General features: G+C 73.8%; 17 protein-coding genes. 13 read left to right on the top strand and 4 right to left on the bottom strand.

All coding sequences use genetic code 11. The annotated features are described in order from the left end of the window. Window positions 1-8 precede the first annotated feature (8 nt). The 13 genes from EV684_RS21865 to EV684_RS21805 all read left to right on the top strand — a co-directional run bounded on the left by EV684_RS21865 (window position 9) and on the right by EV684_RS21805 (window position 11,516). Entirely contained in the window at window positions 9-884 is an 876-nt protein-coding gene (locus tag EV684_RS21865) for a hydrogenase expression/formation protein (RefSeq protein WP_132649468.1), read from the top strand. Continuing rightward, a complete protein-coding gene (locus EV684_RS21860; protein ID WP_132649467.1) occupies window positions 881-1,120 on the top strand; it encodes a rubredoxin in 240 nt (79 codons plus the stop codon). The genes EV684_RS21865 and EV684_RS21860 overlap by 4 nt, the downstream gene beginning before the upstream one ends. Window positions 1,121-1,125: 5 nt before the next feature. Beyond that, window positions 1,126-1,581: a [NiFe]-hydrogenase assembly chaperone HybE gene (gene hybE, locus EV684_RS21855; protein WP_132649517.1), complete on the top strand. Its 456-nt coding sequence runs from the start codon at window positions 1,126-1,128 to the stop codon at window positions 1,579-1,581. Next, the gene (locus tag EV684_RS21850) at window positions 1,578-2,630 is read left to right on the top strand and encodes a hydrogenase formation protein (protein ID WP_132649466.1); all 1,053 of its coding nucleotides are present in this window, start codon (window positions 1,578-1,580) and stop codon (window positions 2,628-2,630) included. Before hybE ends, EV684_RS21850 begins: the two co-directional genes overlap by 4 nt. Then, entirely contained in the window at window positions 2,623-2,964 is a 342-nt protein-coding gene (locus tag EV684_RS21845) for a hydrogenase maturation nickel metallochaperone HypA/HybF (protein ID WP_014429783.1), read from the top strand. Before EV684_RS21850 ends, EV684_RS21845 begins: the two co-directional genes overlap by 8 nt. 18 nt (window positions 2,965-2,982) lie before the next feature. Further along, window positions 2,983-3,933: a hydrogenase nickel incorporation protein HypB gene (hypB, locus tag EV684_RS21840; RefSeq protein WP_132649465.1), complete on the top strand. Its 951-nt coding sequence runs from the start codon at window positions 2,983-2,985 to the stop codon at window positions 3,931-3,933. Next, window positions 3,930-5,027: a Kae1-like domain-containing protein gene (locus tag EV684_RS21835; RefSeq protein WP_132649464.1), complete on the top strand. Its 1,098-nt coding sequence runs from the start codon at window positions 3,930-3,932 to the stop codon at window positions 5,025-5,027. The genes hypB and EV684_RS21835 overlap by 4 nt, the downstream gene beginning before the upstream one ends. Further along, the gene (locus EV684_RS21830; protein WP_132649463.1) at window positions 5,027-5,251 is read left to right on the top strand and encodes a HypC/HybG/HupF family hydrogenase formation chaperone; all 225 of its coding nucleotides are present in this window, start codon (window positions 5,027-5,029) and stop codon (window positions 5,249-5,251) included. Before EV684_RS21835 ends, EV684_RS21830 begins: the two co-directional genes overlap by 1 nt. Then, complete coding sequence (gene hypD, locus EV684_RS21825; protein WP_132649462.1) at window positions 5,248-6,387, top strand: hydrogenase formation protein HypD; 1,140 nt, start codon at window positions 5,248-5,250, stop codon at window positions 6,385-6,387. Before EV684_RS21830 ends, hypD begins: the two co-directional genes overlap by 4 nt. Continuing rightward, window positions 6,384-7,436 carry a hydrogenase expression/formation protein HypE gene (hypE, locus tag EV684_RS21820; RefSeq protein WP_132649461.1) on the top strand — a complete coding sequence of 351 codons (1,053 nt, stop codon included), beginning with the start codon at window positions 6,384-6,386 and terminating at the stop codon, window positions 7,434-7,436. Before hypD ends, hypE begins: the two co-directional genes overlap by 4 nt. Window positions 7,437-7,541: 105 nt before the next feature. Next, on the top strand, window positions 7,542-9,038 hold the full coding sequence (locus tag EV684_RS21815) for a sigma-54-dependent transcriptional regulator (protein ID WP_132649460.1): 1,497 nt from the start codon (window positions 7,542-7,544) through the stop codon (window positions 9,036-9,038). Then, window positions 9,035-10,039, top strand: a complete 1,005-nt coding sequence (locus tag EV684_RS21810; RefSeq protein WP_200222392.1) for an NADH-quinone oxidoreductase subunit B family protein — start codon at window positions 9,035-9,037, stop codon at window positions 10,037-10,039. Before EV684_RS21815 ends, EV684_RS21810 begins: the two co-directional genes overlap by 4 nt. Window positions 10,040-10,061: 22 nt before the next feature. Beyond that, window positions 10,062-11,516, top strand: coding sequence for a nickel-dependent hydrogenase large subunit (locus EV684_RS21805; RefSeq protein ID WP_132649459.1), 1,455 nt, complete (start codon window positions 10,062-10,064; stop codon window positions 11,514-11,516). 10 nt (window positions 11,517-11,526) lie between these two features. Here EV684_RS21805 and EV684_RS21800 read toward each other — a convergent pair whose 3' ends face one another. From EV684_RS21800 to tkt, 4 genes are all read right to left on the bottom strand, one after another. Continuing rightward, window positions 11,527-12,261, bottom strand: a complete 735-nt coding sequence (locus EV684_RS21800) for an HAD-IA family hydrolase (RefSeq protein ID WP_132649458.1) — start codon at window positions 12,259-12,261, stop codon at window positions 11,527-11,529. 19 nt (window positions 12,262-12,280) lie between these two features. Continuing rightward, window positions 12,281-13,294, bottom strand: a complete 1,014-nt coding sequence (gene fba / locus EV684_RS21795; RefSeq protein ID WP_132649457.1) for a class II fructose-bisphosphate aldolase — start codon at window positions 13,292-13,294, stop codon at window positions 12,281-12,283. 60 nt (window positions 13,295-13,354) lie between these two features. After that, window positions 13,355-14,020 carry an HAD-IA family hydrolase gene (locus EV684_RS21790; protein ID WP_132649456.1) on the bottom strand — a complete coding sequence of 222 codons (666 nt, stop codon included), beginning with the start codon at window positions 14,018-14,020 and terminating at the stop codon, window positions 13,355-13,357. A 23-nt stretch (window positions 14,021-14,043) separates the two neighbouring features. Then, window positions 14,044-15,831 (bottom strand): transketolase (tkt, locus tag EV684_RS21785; protein ID WP_132649455.1); only part of this gene is annotated, 1,788 nt, incomplete at its 5' end.

Here is a 15,831-nt window from a genome sequence, read left to right as displayed (position 1 = left end):
GCCGCTCGATGAACGCCCCGATCAGCCCCCGCCCCTTCCCGATCCCGCTCGTCGCCGCCGGCCCCGGCAGCCACGAGGACGACGGCCTGGACTACCTGGAGATGCCGCAGGGCATGGCCACCTACCAGGCGCCGCGCCTGCCCGAGCCCGAGCAGCTGGGCGGCCACGACGCCGCCGTCGCCGCGCTGCATCAGGCGCTGGCCGCAGTGCAGGCCTGCACGCGCGGCGAGACGCCGGCGCCGGTGTCGCTGGCCGGCCTGTCGCCCGACGACCTGGCGCTGGTGCACCAGGTGCTCGGCGAAGGCGAAGTCAGCGCTCAGGTGCTGGGCGACGACGGCCGGCCGCTCGTGCAGGTGCAGGAATCGGTGTTCGCCGGCGTCTGGCGCGTCGTCGAAGTGCTGGCCGACGGCCAGGTCGCCGACACGATCGAATGCGGCCCGGTGCCCGCCGTGCTGCTGCGTGCCGCGCGCGAGGACGGCGCCAGCCCGGCCCCCGAGCCGATGGCGCCGCCGCCGGGCGTGATGAACGCGCAGTCCATCCTCACCGAGCTCGCCGAGCAGCGCCACCAGTGGCGCGCCGGGCAGCCGGCGCACGTCGTCAACCTGACGCTGCTGCCGCTGTCGCCCGAGGACATCGGCTTCATGGACTACCAGATCGGCACCGGCCGCGTCGTCGTGCTCTCGCGCGGCTACGGCAACTGCCGCATCACCGACACGCGCGTGCCCAACACCTGGCGCGTCGTCTACTACAACTCGCAGGACAAGGTGATCCTGAACTCGGTCGAGGTCTGCGCCATCCCCGAGGTCGCCTGCGCCGCGCCCGAGGACCTGGCCGACTCGGCCGAGCGCCTGGACGAGGTGCTGCAGTGGGTGGCGCAGGGATGAGCACAGAGGCGCGTTTCGAGGGCAGCTACCTCGGCGACCGCAGCCGCCTGCCGGCCGGCGCGCGGCTGGAATGCAAGATCTGCTGGTGGGTCTACGACCCGGCCGAAGGCGACGCCACCTGGCAGATCCCGCCCGGCGTGCCCTTCGCCGAGCTGCCCGCGCACTGGCGCTGCCCGCAGTGCGACGGCGACGCCGAGCAGTTCATGGTGCTGGCCGACGACGGAGCCGCCGGGTGACACCGATGGCGCGTGTGGCCGCGCTCGAAGCCGCGTTCGGCGAGATCGCGGCGACACGCATGCGCGGCCTGCCCTTCCTGAACCCGCGGCTGGCGGTGCAGGCCGTGGGCTTCGCGCCGCACACGGGTGACGACGGCGAAGCCGCCGTCGGCGTGCTGCTGACACCCTGGTTCATGAACCTCGTGCGCCTGCCGGCCGGTGCGGCGCTGGCCGTCGGTGCCAAGGCCGATCGCGAGTTCGGCGGCCGGGTCTTCGAGTTCATCGGCGCGCACGAACCAAGCTGCGGCGGCTACGAAGCCTGCTCGCTGTTCTCGCCGGTGCAGGAGTTCGCCGACCAGGCGGCGGCGGTGGCCACCGCACGCGAGCTGCTCGCGCTGCTGCGGCCGGCGCCGGTGCCGCCCCCGCCGGCGCGCGAGCCGGTGCCGTCGCGGCGCGGTTTCCTCTTCGGGCGCGGCGCATGACGGCCGATCTCGCCGGCCAAGTCGAACTGCGCCCCGGCCGCCGGCCGGCGGTGGCCAGCACGCGCGCCGAACTCGCGCCGCGGCTCTTGAACGGCGTGGCGGTGCAGGAAGCGCCGCGCCGCGCCGCCGCGCTGTTCACGCTGTGCGCCCCGGCGCATGCGCTGGCCGCGCACGAGGCGATCGCCGCCGCCGGAGCCGGCGACGCGCTGGCGCCGGCAACGGTCTCGCTGTTCGGCTCCACGGTACGCGAGCACCTGCTGCGCCTGTGCCACGACTGGCCGCGCCGCCACGCCCCCGCGGCCGCGCTGGCCCTCGCCGCCCTGGCCGCCGCCGCGCCGCTGTGGGCGCCGGGCGACGATGCCGGCCGCGGCGCCGCGCTGGCCGGCTGGCTGCGGCGCTGGCTGGACCTGCCCGCCGAGTGGTTCACGCAGGGTGTCGACGCCGACGCGGTGGCCGACTGGTGCCGCACGGGCGCCTCGCCCACGGCGCTGGCGCTGCGCACGATGCAGGCCCGTGCCAACACGCTGGCGACACTGGCCGTCGCGCCGCTGGCGCTGGCCGCGCTGCCCGAGATCGGCCGCCGCCTCGGCGACGAACCGGGCTGGGCGCTGCGCCCGCGGCTGGACGCCGGCGTGCCCGACACGGGGCCCTGGTCGCGCGCCGCCGATGGCGCCGCGGCGCCGCGCCACGCCTGGGACCGCATCGCCTCGCGCCTGGTCGACCTCGTGCGCCTGGCCGCCGATCCCGCGCGCCTGGCGCATGGCGCGCTGTCGCCGGCACCCGGCGTCGGCCTGGCCTGGGCCGAGACCGCACGCGGGCTGCTGGTGCACCGCGTGCGGGTCGAACCCGCCGCCGCCGGCTGGCGCGTCGCCGACTACCGCGTGCTGGCGCCGACCGAGTGGAACTTCCACCCCGAGGGCGTGCTGGCGCGCACGTTGCAGGCGCTGGCCCCCGACGACGTCGCCGGAGCCGAACTGCTGGCCGACGCCTTCGACCCCTGCGTGCCGGTACGCTGCCGGCCGATGAACGAGGAAACCGCCGATGCATGAGATGAGCCTGGCCGGCGGCATCGTGCGCATCGTCGAGGACTGCGCCGAACGCGAAGCCTTCGAGCGGGTCACCGTGCTGCGCCTGTCGGCCCCGGCGCTGGCCGGCGTCGAGGTGCGTGCGCTGCGGTTCGCGCTCGAAGCGATGGCGCCGGGCACCAGGCTGGCCGGCGCACGCATCGAGATCGACGAGCCGCCCGGCCAGGCCTGGTGCCTGGACTGCGGCACCGGCGTCGAGATCGCCGCGCGTGGCGATGCCTGCCCGCTGTGCGGCGGCTACAAGCTGCAAGTCACCGGAGGCACCGAGTTGAAGGTCGTGGACCTCATCGTGGCCTGAACAACGAAGGAGAGACGGATGTGTGTCGTGTGTGGCTGCTCGGGCGAGCATCCTGAAGGCCGGACGGCCGCCGCCGCGCCGAACGGCGACCTGGACTTCGGCGCCAACGCCGCGCGCGTCTCGGTGCCGGGGCTGAGCGCCGAACGCGCGATCAAGCTGGAAGCCGACGTGCTCGGCGCCAACGACCGCGTCGCGGCGCGCAACCGCGCGCACTTCGTCGCCCACGGCGTCACGGCGCTGAACCTGGTGTCCAGCCCGGGCTCGGGCAAGACGACGCTGCTGTGCGCGACGATAGCGGCGCTGCGCCGGCGCGCGCCCGGCGTCGAGGTCGCGGTCATCGAAGGCGACCAGCAGACCTCGAACGACGCCGACCGCATCCGCGCCACCGGCGCGCCGGCGGTGCAGGTCAACACCGGCAAGGGCTGCCACCTCGACGCACCGATGGTCGCCGCGGCCTTCGAGCGCCTGCCGCTGCACCACCATCACGACCACCACGACCATCACGAGCACGGTCACCACCATCACGACGACGACCACGGCCACGCCCACGCCGAGCGCCTGCTGTTCATCGAGAACGTCGGCAACCTCGTCTGCCCGGCGCTGTGGGACCTGGGCGAAGCGGCCAAGGTGGCCATCCTCTCGGTCACCGAAGGCGAGGACAAGCCGCTGAAGTACCCCGACATGTTCGCCGCCGCACGGCTGATGGTGCTCAACAAGATCGACCTGCTGCCGCACCTGGACTTCGACGTGCAGCGCTGCATCGAATACGCGCGCCGCGTGAACCCGGCGATCGAGGTGCTGCAGGTCTCGGCGCGCAGCGGCGAAGGGCTGGACGCCTGGCTGTCCTGGCTGCTGCACCTGGCGCCGCAACCGGCGCTGCCGGCCGCGGCCGACGGCGAGACCGCGCTGAAGGAACGCATCGCCGCGCTGGAAGCCCAGGTGCGCGCACTCGGCGGGCAGCCCGGATGAGCTGCGTCCTGGCCACAGGGGCGTTCTTGAAGAACGTCGCCGGGCTCTCGGTCGACGGCCGCTTCACGGCCTCGGCGATGCACGGCGACCTGGGCACGCCCGAGGCCTGCGTCGCGCTCGAAGCCTCGGTCAGTGCGCTGCTGGACAGCGTGCACGGCCGCGTCGACGCCGTCGCGCACGACCTGCACCCCGACTTCCACAGCACACGCCTCGCGCTGGCGCTGGCCGCCGAACTCGGCGTGCCGGCGATCGGCGTGCAGCACCACGCCGCGCACGTCGCCGCGGTGACGGCCGAACACGGCCTGGACGCGCCGGTGATCGGCCTCGCGCTCGACGGTTTCGGCCTCGGCGACGACGGCGGCGCCTGGGGCGGCGAAGTGCTGTTGCTGGACGGCGCGCGCCACCGCCGCCTCGGCCGGCTGCTGCCGCTGGCGCTGCCCGGCGGCGACCGCGCGGCGCAGGAGCCCTGGCGCATGGCCGCCGCGGCGCTGCACGCGCTGGGCCGGTGCGCCGAGATCGAGGAGCGCCTGGGCCCGGTCGTCGGCGAGACCGCCGCACGCGCCGTTTTCGGCCTGCTCAAGCGTGGCTTGAACTGCCCGCCGACGAGCAGCGCCGGCCGCTGGTTCGACGCCGCCGCCGGGCTGCTGGGCGTGTCGGTGCGCCAGGCGCACGAAGCCGAGGCCGCGATGGCGCTCGAAGGCCTGGCCGCCGCCTACGGCGACGACGGCGAGACCGTCGCCGCCGTCGTGCAGGACGGCGTGGTCGACCTGCGCCCGGTCGCCGCGCGCCTGGTCGAGCTCGGCGCCGAAGGTCAGGCCGCACGCGGCGCGGCGCTGTTCCACCGCGCGCTGGCCGACGGCCTGGTCGAGGCCGCCGCCGCGGCCTGCGCCGCCCACGGCCTGCGCCGCGTCGCGCTGGCCGGCGGCTGCTTCTTCAACCGCGTGCTGTCGGCCCGGATCGAGGCCGGGCTGGCCGCACGCGACCTCGAAGCGCTGCGCCCCGCCGCGCTCGCCGACTGCGGCGACGCCGGCCTGGCGCGTGGCCAGTGCCGCATCGCCGAACACCGGCTGGCCGAACTCCCGGAGACCGCCTGATGTGCCTCGCCCTGCCCGCCCTCGTCGTCGAACGCCGCGACGGCGACGAGGCCCTCGTCGAGCTCGGCGGCGTGCGCAAGAGCGTCTCGCTGGCGCTGGTGCCCGCCGCCGCCGTCGGCGACTACGTCGTCGTGCACGTCGGTTTCGCGATCGGCCTGCTCGACCCCGAGGAAGCGGCGCGCACGCTGGCGCTGTTCGCCGAAGCCGCGCAGGCCGCCCGATGAGGTACGTCGACGAGTTCCGCGACGGCGACACCGCGCGCCACCTGGCCGAACGCATCGCCGCCGAAGCCGACCCGGCGCGGCGCTACGCCTTCATGGAGTTCTGCGGCGGCCACACGCACGCCATCGCACGCTATGGCGTCGCGTCGCTGCTGCCGGCCAACGTGCGCATGATCCACGGCCCCGGCTGCCCGGTCTGCGTGCTGCCGATCGGCCGTGTCGATCAGGCGATCACGCTGGCGCTGGAGCACGGCGCCATCGTCTGCACCTACGGCGACACGATGCGTGTGCCGGCCTCCGGCGGCCTGTCGCTGTTGAAGGCCAAGGCGCGCGGCGGCGACATCCGCATGGTCTATTCGGCCGCCGATGCGCTGAAGCTGGCGCGCCAGAACCCGGCGCGCGAGGTCGTGTTCTTCGCCATCGGCTTCGAGACGACGACGCCGCCGACGGCGCTGGTGCTGCGCCAGGCCGCGGCCGAGGACCTGGCCAACTTCAGCGTGCTCTGCTGCCACGTGCTGACGCCGGCGGCGATCACCCACGTGCTGAACTCGCCCGAGGTCGCGCAATGGGGCACGGTGCCGCTGGACGGCTTCGTCGGCCCGGCACACGTCAGCATCGTCATCGGCTCGGCGCCGTACGAGCCGTTTGCTGCCGCCTACCGCAAGCCGGTCGTCATCGCCGGCTTCGAGCCGCTGGACGTGATGCAGGCCATCCTGATGCTGGTGCGCCAGGTCAACGACGGCCGAGCCGAGGTCGAGAACGAGTTCGTGCGCGCCGTCGGCCGCGACGGCAACGCCGCGGCGATCGCGGCGATGGACCAGGTCTTCGAACACCGCGAATCCTTCGAGTGGCGCGGCCTGGGCACGGTGCCCGACAGCGCGCTGCGCCTGCGCCCCGCCTACGCACGTTTCGACGCCGAGCAGCGCTTCGCGCTGACCTACCAGCCGGTGCCCGACCACAAACGCTGCGAGTGCGGCGCCATCCTGCGCGGCGTGAAGACGCCGTCGGACTGCGCGCTGTTCGGCACCGTCTGCACGCCCGACAACCCGATGGGCTCGTGCATGGTCTCGTCCGAAGGCGCCTGCGCCGCGCATTACGCGTATGGACGGTTCAAGGACATCCCCGTCGTCGCCGCATGAAGACCGATTACCAACGCCCGATCGACTGGCGCCAGGGCCGCGTCGACCTCAACCACGGCGCCGGCGGGCGCGCCGCCGCGCAACTCGTCGACGAACTTTTCGCACGCGCCTTCGACAACGAATGGCTGCGCCAGGGCGACGACGGCGCAGCGCTGCCGGCGCTGGCGCCCGGTCACCGCCTGGTGATGGCCACCGACGGCCACGTGATCTCGCCGCTGTTCTTCCCCGGCGGCGACATCGGCGGCCTGGCGGTGCACGGCACCGTCAACGACGTCGCGATGCTGGGCGCCACGCCGCTGTACCTGGCGGCCAGCTTCATCCTCGAAGAAGGCTTCGCGCTCGCCGAGCTGAAGACCATCGTGGAATCGATGGCCGCCGCGGCGCGCGAGGCCGGCGTCGCCATCGTCACCGGCGACACCAAGGTCGTCGAACGCGGCAAGGGCGACGGCGTCTTCATCACGACGACCGGCGTCGGCGCGCTGCCGCCCGGGCGTTCGATCGGCGGCGCCCACGCGCGGCCGGGCGACGTCGTGCTGCTGTCGGGCACGATCGGCGAACACGGCGTCGCGGTGCTGTCGCAGCGTGAGTCGCTGGAGTTCGAGACGCGCATCGTCTCCGACACCGCGGCGCTGAACGGCCTGGTCGCGGCGATGCTGGCCGCGGTGCCCGAAGGCGCGGTGCGCACGCTGCGCGACCCGACACGCGGCGGCGTCGCGACCACGCTCAACGAGATCGCGCGCCAGTCGGGCGTCGGCCTGCACCTGGACGAGGCGGCGATCCCGATGCAGGCCCAGGTCGCCGCAGCCTGCGAGCTGCTGGGGCTGGACCCGCTGTACGTCGCCAACGAAGGCAAGCTGCTGGCCGTCGCCGCGCCCGAACACGCCGAGGCGCTGCTGGCGGCGATGCGCGCCCACCCGCGCGGCCGCGACGCCGCGGTCATCGGCCGCGTCGTCGCCGACGAACGCCGCTTCGTGCAGATGACGACGCGGCTGGGCGGGCGGCGCATCGTCGACTGGCTGTCCGGTGAGCAACTTCCCAGGATCTGCTGAGCCGCCGAGCGCCTCGATCGGCTGCGGAAAACGCGTAAGGCGGGCGCAGCCCCGGGCCGCTAGCATGGCCGCTTGCCGCCACCCCGGGCGGACGACCGCCCGCCGATGAACGCCCCCGACTCCGATTTCGCCGCGGCCCGCGCCCTGGGTTCCGCCGGCCGCGAACTGCCCTGGGTGCTGGTCGTCGACGACGAGCAGCGCTCGCAGGAGGCGATGCGGCGCACGCTGGACGAGGAGTTCCGCGTGCTCACCGCGCCCGACGCCGAAGCCGCACGCGGCATGCTCGAGCGCCACGCGATCCAGGTCGTGCTCTGCGACCAGCGCATGCCGGGGCTGACCGGCGTCGAGTTCTTCAAGCAGATCCGCGAGACCTGGCCCGACGTCGTGCGCATCCTCGTCTCGGGCTACACCGACAGCCAGGACATCATCGCCGGCGTCAACGAAGCCGGCATCTTCCAGTACGTGCTCAAGCCCTGGACGCCCGACCACCTGCTCACCACCGTGCGCAGCGCCGTCGAGGCCAGCCGGCTGCAGCACGGCCTGCAGCGCCTGGAACTCGACCTGCGCGCCGGCCCGCGTGCGCTGCAGCAGCGCCGCGACGCCACGCTGCGCGAGGTGCGCCGCGCCTACGACTTCGACCGCATCGTGCGCGCGCCGGGCAGCCCGCTGGACGGCGTCTGCGCGATGGCCGAACGTGTCGCACGCTACGACCTGTCGGCGCTGATCCTCGGCGAGTCCGGCACCGGCAAGGAACTGCTGGCGCGTGCGATCCACTGCGCCTCGCCACGTGTTGCCGGGCCCTTCGTCGTCGTCAACTGCGGCGCCGTGCCCGACACGCTGCTGGAGACCGAGCTTTTCGGCCACAAACGCGGTTCGTTCACCGGCGCCGTCGAAGACCGCATCGGCCTGTTCCAGCAGGCCGACGGCGGCACCATCTTCCTCGACGAGGTCGGCGACACCTCGGCGGCGTTCCAGGTCAAGCTGCTGCGCGTGCTGCAGGAAGGCGAGGTGCGGCCGGTGGGCTCGTCGCGCACGCTGCCGGTGGACGTGCGCGTGATCGCCGCGACCCACCGCGACCTCGAGGCCGCGGTGCGCGCCGGCAGCTTCCGCGAGGACCTGTACTACCGCATCGCCGGCGTCTCGCTGGAGCTGCCGCCGCTGCGCGAGCGCCCGGGCGACGTCATCGCCATCGCCGAGCAGCTGCTGGCCGACGTCTCGGCCGAACTCGGCCGCCCGGCCAGCGGCCTGGACGACGACTGCCGCGCCGTGCTGATGGGCTACCCCTGGCCGGGCAACGTGCGCGAACTGCGCAACGAGCTGGCGCGCGCGCTGGCGCTCAGCGACGAGCTGCGCCTGCCGGCGCGTGCGCTGTCGCGCCGGCTGCTGCAGGGCCAGACCGGCGCCGCCGCGTCGACCACCGCCGCCGCGCTGCCAGCCGCCGGGCGGCTGCAGGACCGGCTAGCCGCCGTCGAGGCGATGATCCTGCGCGAGACCATGCTGCGCCTGCAGTGGAACAAGACCCAGGCCGCCGCCGAGCTGGGCCTGTCGCGCATGGGCCTGCGCGCCAAGCTGCAGCGCTTCGGCCTGGAGTCGCCGCCGTGAGCGCGCCGCTGGACCTGCTCTGGCTGCAGAGCGGCGGCTGCGGCGGCTGCAGCATGTCGCTGCTGTGCGCCGACACGCCCGACTTCCCGGCGCTGCTGGCCGACGCCGGCATCCGCCTGCTCTGGCACCCGTCGCTGTCGCGCGCCAGCGGCGACGAGGTCACGGCGCTGCTCGACGAGATCGCCAACGGCCGCCGGCCGCTGGACGTGCTGGTCGTCGAAGGCGCGCTGCTGCGCGGCCCCAACGGCAGCGGGCGCTTCCACCTGCTGGCCGGCACCGGCGTGCCGATGGTCTCCTGGGTGCGCCGGCTGGCCGCGCAGGCGCGCCACGTCGTCGCGGTCGGCAGCTGCGCCGCCTGGGGCGGCGTGACCGCCGCCGGCGCCAACCCGACCGAAGCCTGCGGCCTGCAGTACGAGGACGACCTGGCCGGCGGCCTGCTCGGCGCCGGGTTCCGCGCCGCCGGCGGGCTGCCGGTGCTCAACATCGCCGGCTGCCCGACGCACCCGGGCTGGGTGCTGGAGACGCTGATGGCGCTGGCCGACGGCTCGCTGGCCGCCGCCGACCTCGACGCGCTGCAGCGCCCGCGTTTCTACGCCGACCAGCTGGTGCACCACGGCTGCACGCGCAACGAGTACTACGAGTTCAAGGCCAGCGCCGAACGGCCGTCCGACCTCGGCTGCATGATGGAGCACCTGGGCTGCAAAGGCACCCAGGCACACGCCGACTGCAACACCCGGCTGTGGAACGGCGAAGGCTCGTGCACGCGCGGCGGCTACGCCTGCATCAGCTGCACCGAACCCGGCTTCCAGGAGCCGGGCCACGCCTTCGACACCACGCCCAAACTCGCCGGCATCCCGATCGGCCTGCCGACCGACATGCCCAAGGCCTGGTTCGTCGCGCTGTCCTCGCTGGCCAAGAGCGCGACGCCGCGGCGCGTGAAGCACAACGCCGTGGCCGACCACGTCGTCGTGCCGCCGGCGATCCGGCGCACGCGGCGGTGAGCGCGCCGCACAGAATCGCCGCATGAGCCGTCTGATCGTCGGGCCCTTCAACCGCGTGGAGGGCGACCTGGAAGTGCGGCTGGACGTCGCCGAGGGCCGCGTCGCGTCGGCCCAGGTGGTGTCGCCGATGTACCGCGGCTTCGAGCAGATGCTGGTCGGCCGCCCGGCGATGGACGCACTGGTCATCGTGCCGCGCATCTGCGGCATCTGCTCGGTGTCGCAGTCGGTCGCCGCGGCGCGTGCGCTGGCCGCCGCCGCCGGCGTCACGCCGCCGCCCAACGGCGTGCACACCACCAACCTGATGCTGGGCACCGAGAACGCGGCCGACCACCTGTCGCACTTCTACCTGTTCTTCATGCCCGACTTCACGCGGCCGGCCTACGCCGCGCGGCCGTGGTTCGCCGAGGCCGAGCGGCGTTTCGCCGCGCTCGCCGGCGTGCAGGCACGCAAGGCGCTGGCCGCGCGCCAGCGCTGGTTCGAGCTGCTGGGCACGCTGGGCGGCAAGTGGCCGCACACGCAGAGCATCCAGCCCGGCGGCAGCTCGCGTGCGATCGAGGCCTCCGAACGCCTGCGGCTGCTGGCGCGTGTGCGCGAGTTCCGCGCCTTCCTGGAGCAGGAGCTGTTCGGCGCGCCGCTGGAAGAGCTGCTGGCGCTGCGCGACGAAGCCGCGCTGGAGCACTGGCGTGCAGCAGCGCCGGGGCGCGGTGACTTCCGGCTCTGGCTGGAGATCGCGTCGGACCTCGGGCTGGCGGCGCTGGGCCCAGGCCCCGGCCGGCTGCTGGGCTACGGCGGCTTCGTGCAGCCCGACGGCGGCCACGTCTTCCCGCCCGGCGTCTGGGAAGACGGCCGCATCGCAGCGCTGGACCTGGCGACGATCACCGAGGATGCGACCCACGCCTGGCTGGCCGACGCGCCCGAAGGCGCGCTGCACCCCAGCGTCGGCCTGACGCGGCCCGATGCCGACAAGCCCGGCGGCTACACCTGGAACAAGGCGCCGCGCCTGGCCGGCCGGGTCGTCGAGACCGGCGCGCTGGCGCGGCAGCTGCTCGCCGGCCAGCCGCTGGTGACGGACTTCGTCGCGCGCCACGGCTGCGGCGTCGCGGCACGCGTGCTGGCGCGGCTGGTGGAGCTGGCGCGGCTGCCGGGGCTGATGGAGCAGGCGCTCGCCGCGATCGTGCCGCGCGAGCCGTTCCACGTCGCGACGCGGCTGCCCGACGAGGCCGAAGGCTGCGGCCTCACCGAAGCCGCGCGCGGCGCGCTCGGCCACTGGCTGCGGCTGGAGCGCGGGCGCATCGCCAGCTGGCAGATCGTCGCGCCGACGAGCTGGAACTTCTCGCCGCGCGACGCGGCCGGCGTGCCCGGCGCGCTGGAAGCGGCGCTGGTCGGCGCGCCGGTCTCAACCGGCGAGACGACGCCGGTCGCGGTTCAGCACGTCGTGCGTTCGTTCGACCCGTGCATGGTCTGCACGGTCCATTGATGAAGAACGCTCAGGCTGCGGCCGCGCTGCCCTGCACCGCCTTGGCGTGCCAGTCGCGCAGCTGCTGCAGGCGCACGCCTTCGAGGCTGGGCAGGTCGCCGACGGTGCCGGGGATCGTCGCGGTGCCGGTGTAGCGGCTGCGCACCAGCAGCACCGGCACGCCGGCGGCCACCGCGGCCTCGACGCCCATGCGCGAGTCCTCGATCGCCAGGCATTCGTGCGGCGCCAGGCGCATGCGCTCCAGCACCCAGCGGTAGATGTCCGGCGCCGGCTTCTTCTTCGGCACCGCGTCGCCGGCGCCGACGATCTCGAACAGCCGGTGGCCGCGGCCGCCCAGTGTCACGTCGATCAGCTGGGTGACGTTGGCCGGCGTCGTGGTCGTCGCGATCGCCTGGCGCAGGCCGGCGGCCTGGGCGTCGTCGAGCAGGCGTGCCACGCCGGGGCGAAAACCCACCGCACGGCGGGTCAGCAGGTCGACGTAGATCGCGGTCTTGCGTTCATGCAGCCGGGTCATGCGCGCGGCCGCGTCGGGGGCCGCGGCGGCGGCCGGGTCCACGCGTTCGAGCCAGGCCAACAGCCGCTCCTTGCCGCCGGTGACCTTCAGCAGGTCGCCGTAGAGCTCGCTGTCCCAGCGCCAGCGCAGGCCGGCTTCCTTGAACGCCAGGTTGAAGGCGACCCGGTGCCCATGGTCTTCGGTTTCGGCCAGCGTGCCGTCAACGTCCCAGAGCAGCGCCTTCAAGGTCATGGTGATTCCTCGTCTCGCGTCAGCCGCGGGCACGAACCAGCCGGGAGGCCTGCCCGGCGCAGCCGAAGGCCTCGAAGCGGTCCCGGCAGATGTCGCGCGCGGCCGCGGTTGCGGCCTTCAAAAACGCACGAGGATCGAACTCTTCGGGTTTCTCCGCCATGACTTTTCTCATGGCCCCGGTCATCGCGAGGCGGATGTCGGTGTCGATGTTGATCTTGCGCACGCCGTGGCGGATGCCGCGCACGATTTCTTCGACCGGCACGCCGTAGGTCTCGCGGATCGCGCCGCCGTGCTGGCGGATGATCTGCAGCCACTCCTGCGGCACGCTGGAGCTGCCGTGCATCACGAGGTGGGTGTTCGGGATGCGGGCGTGGATCGCGGCGATGCGCTCGATCGCCAGGATGTCGCCGGTGGGCTGGCGCGTGAACTTGTAGGCGCCGTGGCTGGTGCCGATGGCGATCGCCAGCGCGTCGACGCCGGTGCGGGCGACGAAGTCGGCGGCCTGCTCGGGGTCGGTCAGCAGCTGCGAGTGGTCGAGCACACCTTCGGCGCCGACACCATCCTCCTCGCCGGCGGTGCCGGTCTCCAGCGAGCCCAGGCAGCCGAGCTCGCCTTCGACGCTGACACCGACGGCGCGTGCGATCTCGACGACGCGGCGCGTGACCTCGACGTTGTAGTCGTAGCTCGCCGGCGTCTTCTGGTCCTCGCGCAGCGAGCCGTCCATCATCACGCTGGTGAAGCCCGAGCGGATGGCCTGCACGCAGACCGCCGGCGAGGCGCCGTGGTCCTGGTGCAGGCAGATCGGCGTCGCCGGGTACTGCTCGACGGCGGCCTCGACCAGCTTGCGCAGGAAAGGCTCGCCGGCGTATTTGCGCGCCCCGGCGCTGGCCTGCAGGATCACCGGCGCGTCGCAGGCCTGGGCGGCCTGCAGGATCGCCTGGATCTGCTCCATGTTGTTGACGTTGAAGGCGGGCACGCCGTAATCGTGTTCGGCGGCATGGTCGAGCAGCGGGCGCAGCGCGATGAGGGGCATGGTGACTCCTGCGTCGTAAAGGCAACGGGGGTGCCGGCGCGCAGGTCGCCGGCGGCGGGATCAGTGGATGGACTGCCGGTCCGCACCACCGGCCAGCGCCTGCGGATCGAGCTCCGCGAGCGTGGCGACGAAGGCATCGGGGCGGTCGGCGCCGGCGAACTCGCCGGCCGGGTAGCCGTGGCCGACGACCCAGGCGCGCAGGCCGGCGGCACGCGCGGTGCGCACGTCGGTGACCGAGTCGCCGAGCAGCGCCGCTTCCTCGGCCGGCACGTCCAGCGCGGCCAGCGCGTGCCCGGCCACCGCCGGATCGGGTTTGCGCACCGCCAGCGAGTCGCCGGCGACGAGCAGGTCGAACAGGTCGGCGATGTCGTGCCGCGCCAGCAGGCGATGCGCGAACACCTGCTCCTTGTTCGTCAGCAGCGCCAGGCGCACGCCGTCGTCGGACAGGCGCTGCAGCAGCTCGCGCGCACCCGGGAACAGCGTGCTGTGCAGGCCGCAGATCTCGCCGTAGACGAGCGAGAAGTGCTGCCAGACGGCCTCGCTGACCGGGCCGCCGAAGGCCTTCTCCAGCAGCGCGCGCGCGCCGTCGCCGATCCAGCCGCGTACCGTCTCCTCGTCCACAGTCTCGCGCTGCCAGGCGCGCAAGGTGGCGTTGAGCGCCAGCGCCAGCTCGGGCGCGGTGTCGACGAGGGTGCCGTCGAGGTCGATCAGCAGGGCGCGCAGCATGGAGGGCTCCTTCGAGAAGGACGTCAGCCGAGCAGGCCGCGCACGGCCTCGGCCACCCGTTCGGCGGTGATGCCGAAGTACTGGTAGAGCGTCGGTGCCGGCGCCGATTCGCCGAAGCTGGCGATGCCGACGACCGCACCACGGCGGCCGACGTACTTGCGCCAGAAGTCCGGGTGCGCGGCCTCGACCGCCACCGCCGGCAGATCCGGCGGCAGCACCGCGTCAACGTAGGCCGCGTCCTGGCGGTCGAAGACCGAGGTGCTCGGCATCGAGACCACACGCACCGGCACGCCCTCGGCCGCCAGCGCCGCCTGGGCCTGCAGCGCCAGCTGCAGCTCGCTGCCGGTGCCGATGATCACGGCACGTGCGCCGGCGGCGTCTGCGAGCACATAGCCGCCGCGTGCGATCTCGGCCAGGCGGCTGGCGTCGGCCGCCGGTGCCAGGTTCTGGCGCGACAGCGCCAGCGCCGTCGGGCCGTCGCGGCGTTCGATCGCGCTCGCCCAGGCGACCGCGGTCTCGGCAGTATCGGCCGGGCGCCAGACGTCCAGCCCCGGGATCAGGCGCAGCGAGGGCACGTGCTCGACGCTCTGGTGCGTCGGGCCGTCCTCGCCCAGGCCGATCGAGTCGTGCGTGAAGACGTGGATCACACGCTGCTTCATCAGCGCGGCCATGCGCACCGCGTTGCGGCTGTAGTCGCTGAAGGTCAGGAAGGTGCCGCCGTAGGGGATGAAGCCGCCGTGCAGCGCCATGCCGTTGAGTGCGGCGGCCATGCCGAACTCGCGCACGCCCCAGCTCAGGTGGTTGCCCGGCCGGTCGCGGCCGGCGACGACGCAGCCCTTGAAGTTGGTCAGGTTGGAGCCCGTCAGGTCGGCCGAACCGCCGAAGATCTCGGGCAGCAGCGGCGCCAGCGCGTCCAGCGCCAGCTGGCTGGCCTTGCGCGTGGCGACGGTGCCGGCCGAAGCGGCGAGCCGGGCGACGGCTTCGGCGGCACGTTCGGCGTAGCCGGCCGGCAGCTCGCCGGCCATGCGGCGTTCGAACTCGGCAGCCTGCTCCGGGTATTCGGCACGGTAGGCGGCCAGGCGCTGGTTCCAGCCGGCGTGTGCGGCGGCGCCGCGTTCATGCTGGTCCCAGGCGGCACGCAGCTCGTCGGGGATCTCGAACGGGCCCCAGGGCCAGTCCAGCGCCTGGCGCATCGCCGCGACCTCGGCGGTGCCCAGCGGCGCGCCGTGCACGTCGTGGCCGCCGGCCTTGTTCGGCGCGCCCTTGCCGATCGTCGTCCTGCAGACGATGAGCGTCGGCTTGCCGTCGGCGGCGTCGCCCTGGGCACGCGCCTCGGCCATCGCGGCGTCGAGCGCGGCGGCGTCGTGGCCGTCGATCGGGCCGATGACGTGCCAGCCGTAGGCGCGGAACCGCGCCGGCGTGTCGTCGGTGAACCAGCCGTCGACGTGGCCGTCGATCGAGATGCCGTTGTCGTCGTACAGCGCGACCAGCTTGGACAGGCGCAGCGTGCCGGCGAGCGAGCAGGCCTCGTGGCTGATGCCTTCCATCAGGCAGCCGTCGCCGTGGAAGACCCAGGTGCGGTGGTCGACGAGGGTGTGGCCGGGGCGGTTGAACTCGGCGGCCAGCAGCTTCTCGGCCAGCGCCATGCCGACGGCGTTGGCCAGGCCCTGGCCCAGCGGGCCGGTCGTGGTCTCGACGCCCGGCGTGACGCCGACCTCGGGGTGGCCGGCGGTCTTGCTGTGCAGCTGGCGGAAACGCTTCAGCTCGTCCAGCGACAGCTCGTAGCCGCTGAGGTGCAGCAGGCCGTAGAT

It is taken from the genome of Rubrivivax gelatinosus (assembly GCF_004340905.1).
In the GTDB taxonomy this organism is placed as follows: Bacteria; Pseudomonadota; Gammaproteobacteria; order Burkholderiales; family Burkholderiaceae_C; genus Rubrivivax; species Rubrivivax gelatinosus.
This window is presented reverse-complemented; position numbering and strand designations above follow the sequence as displayed.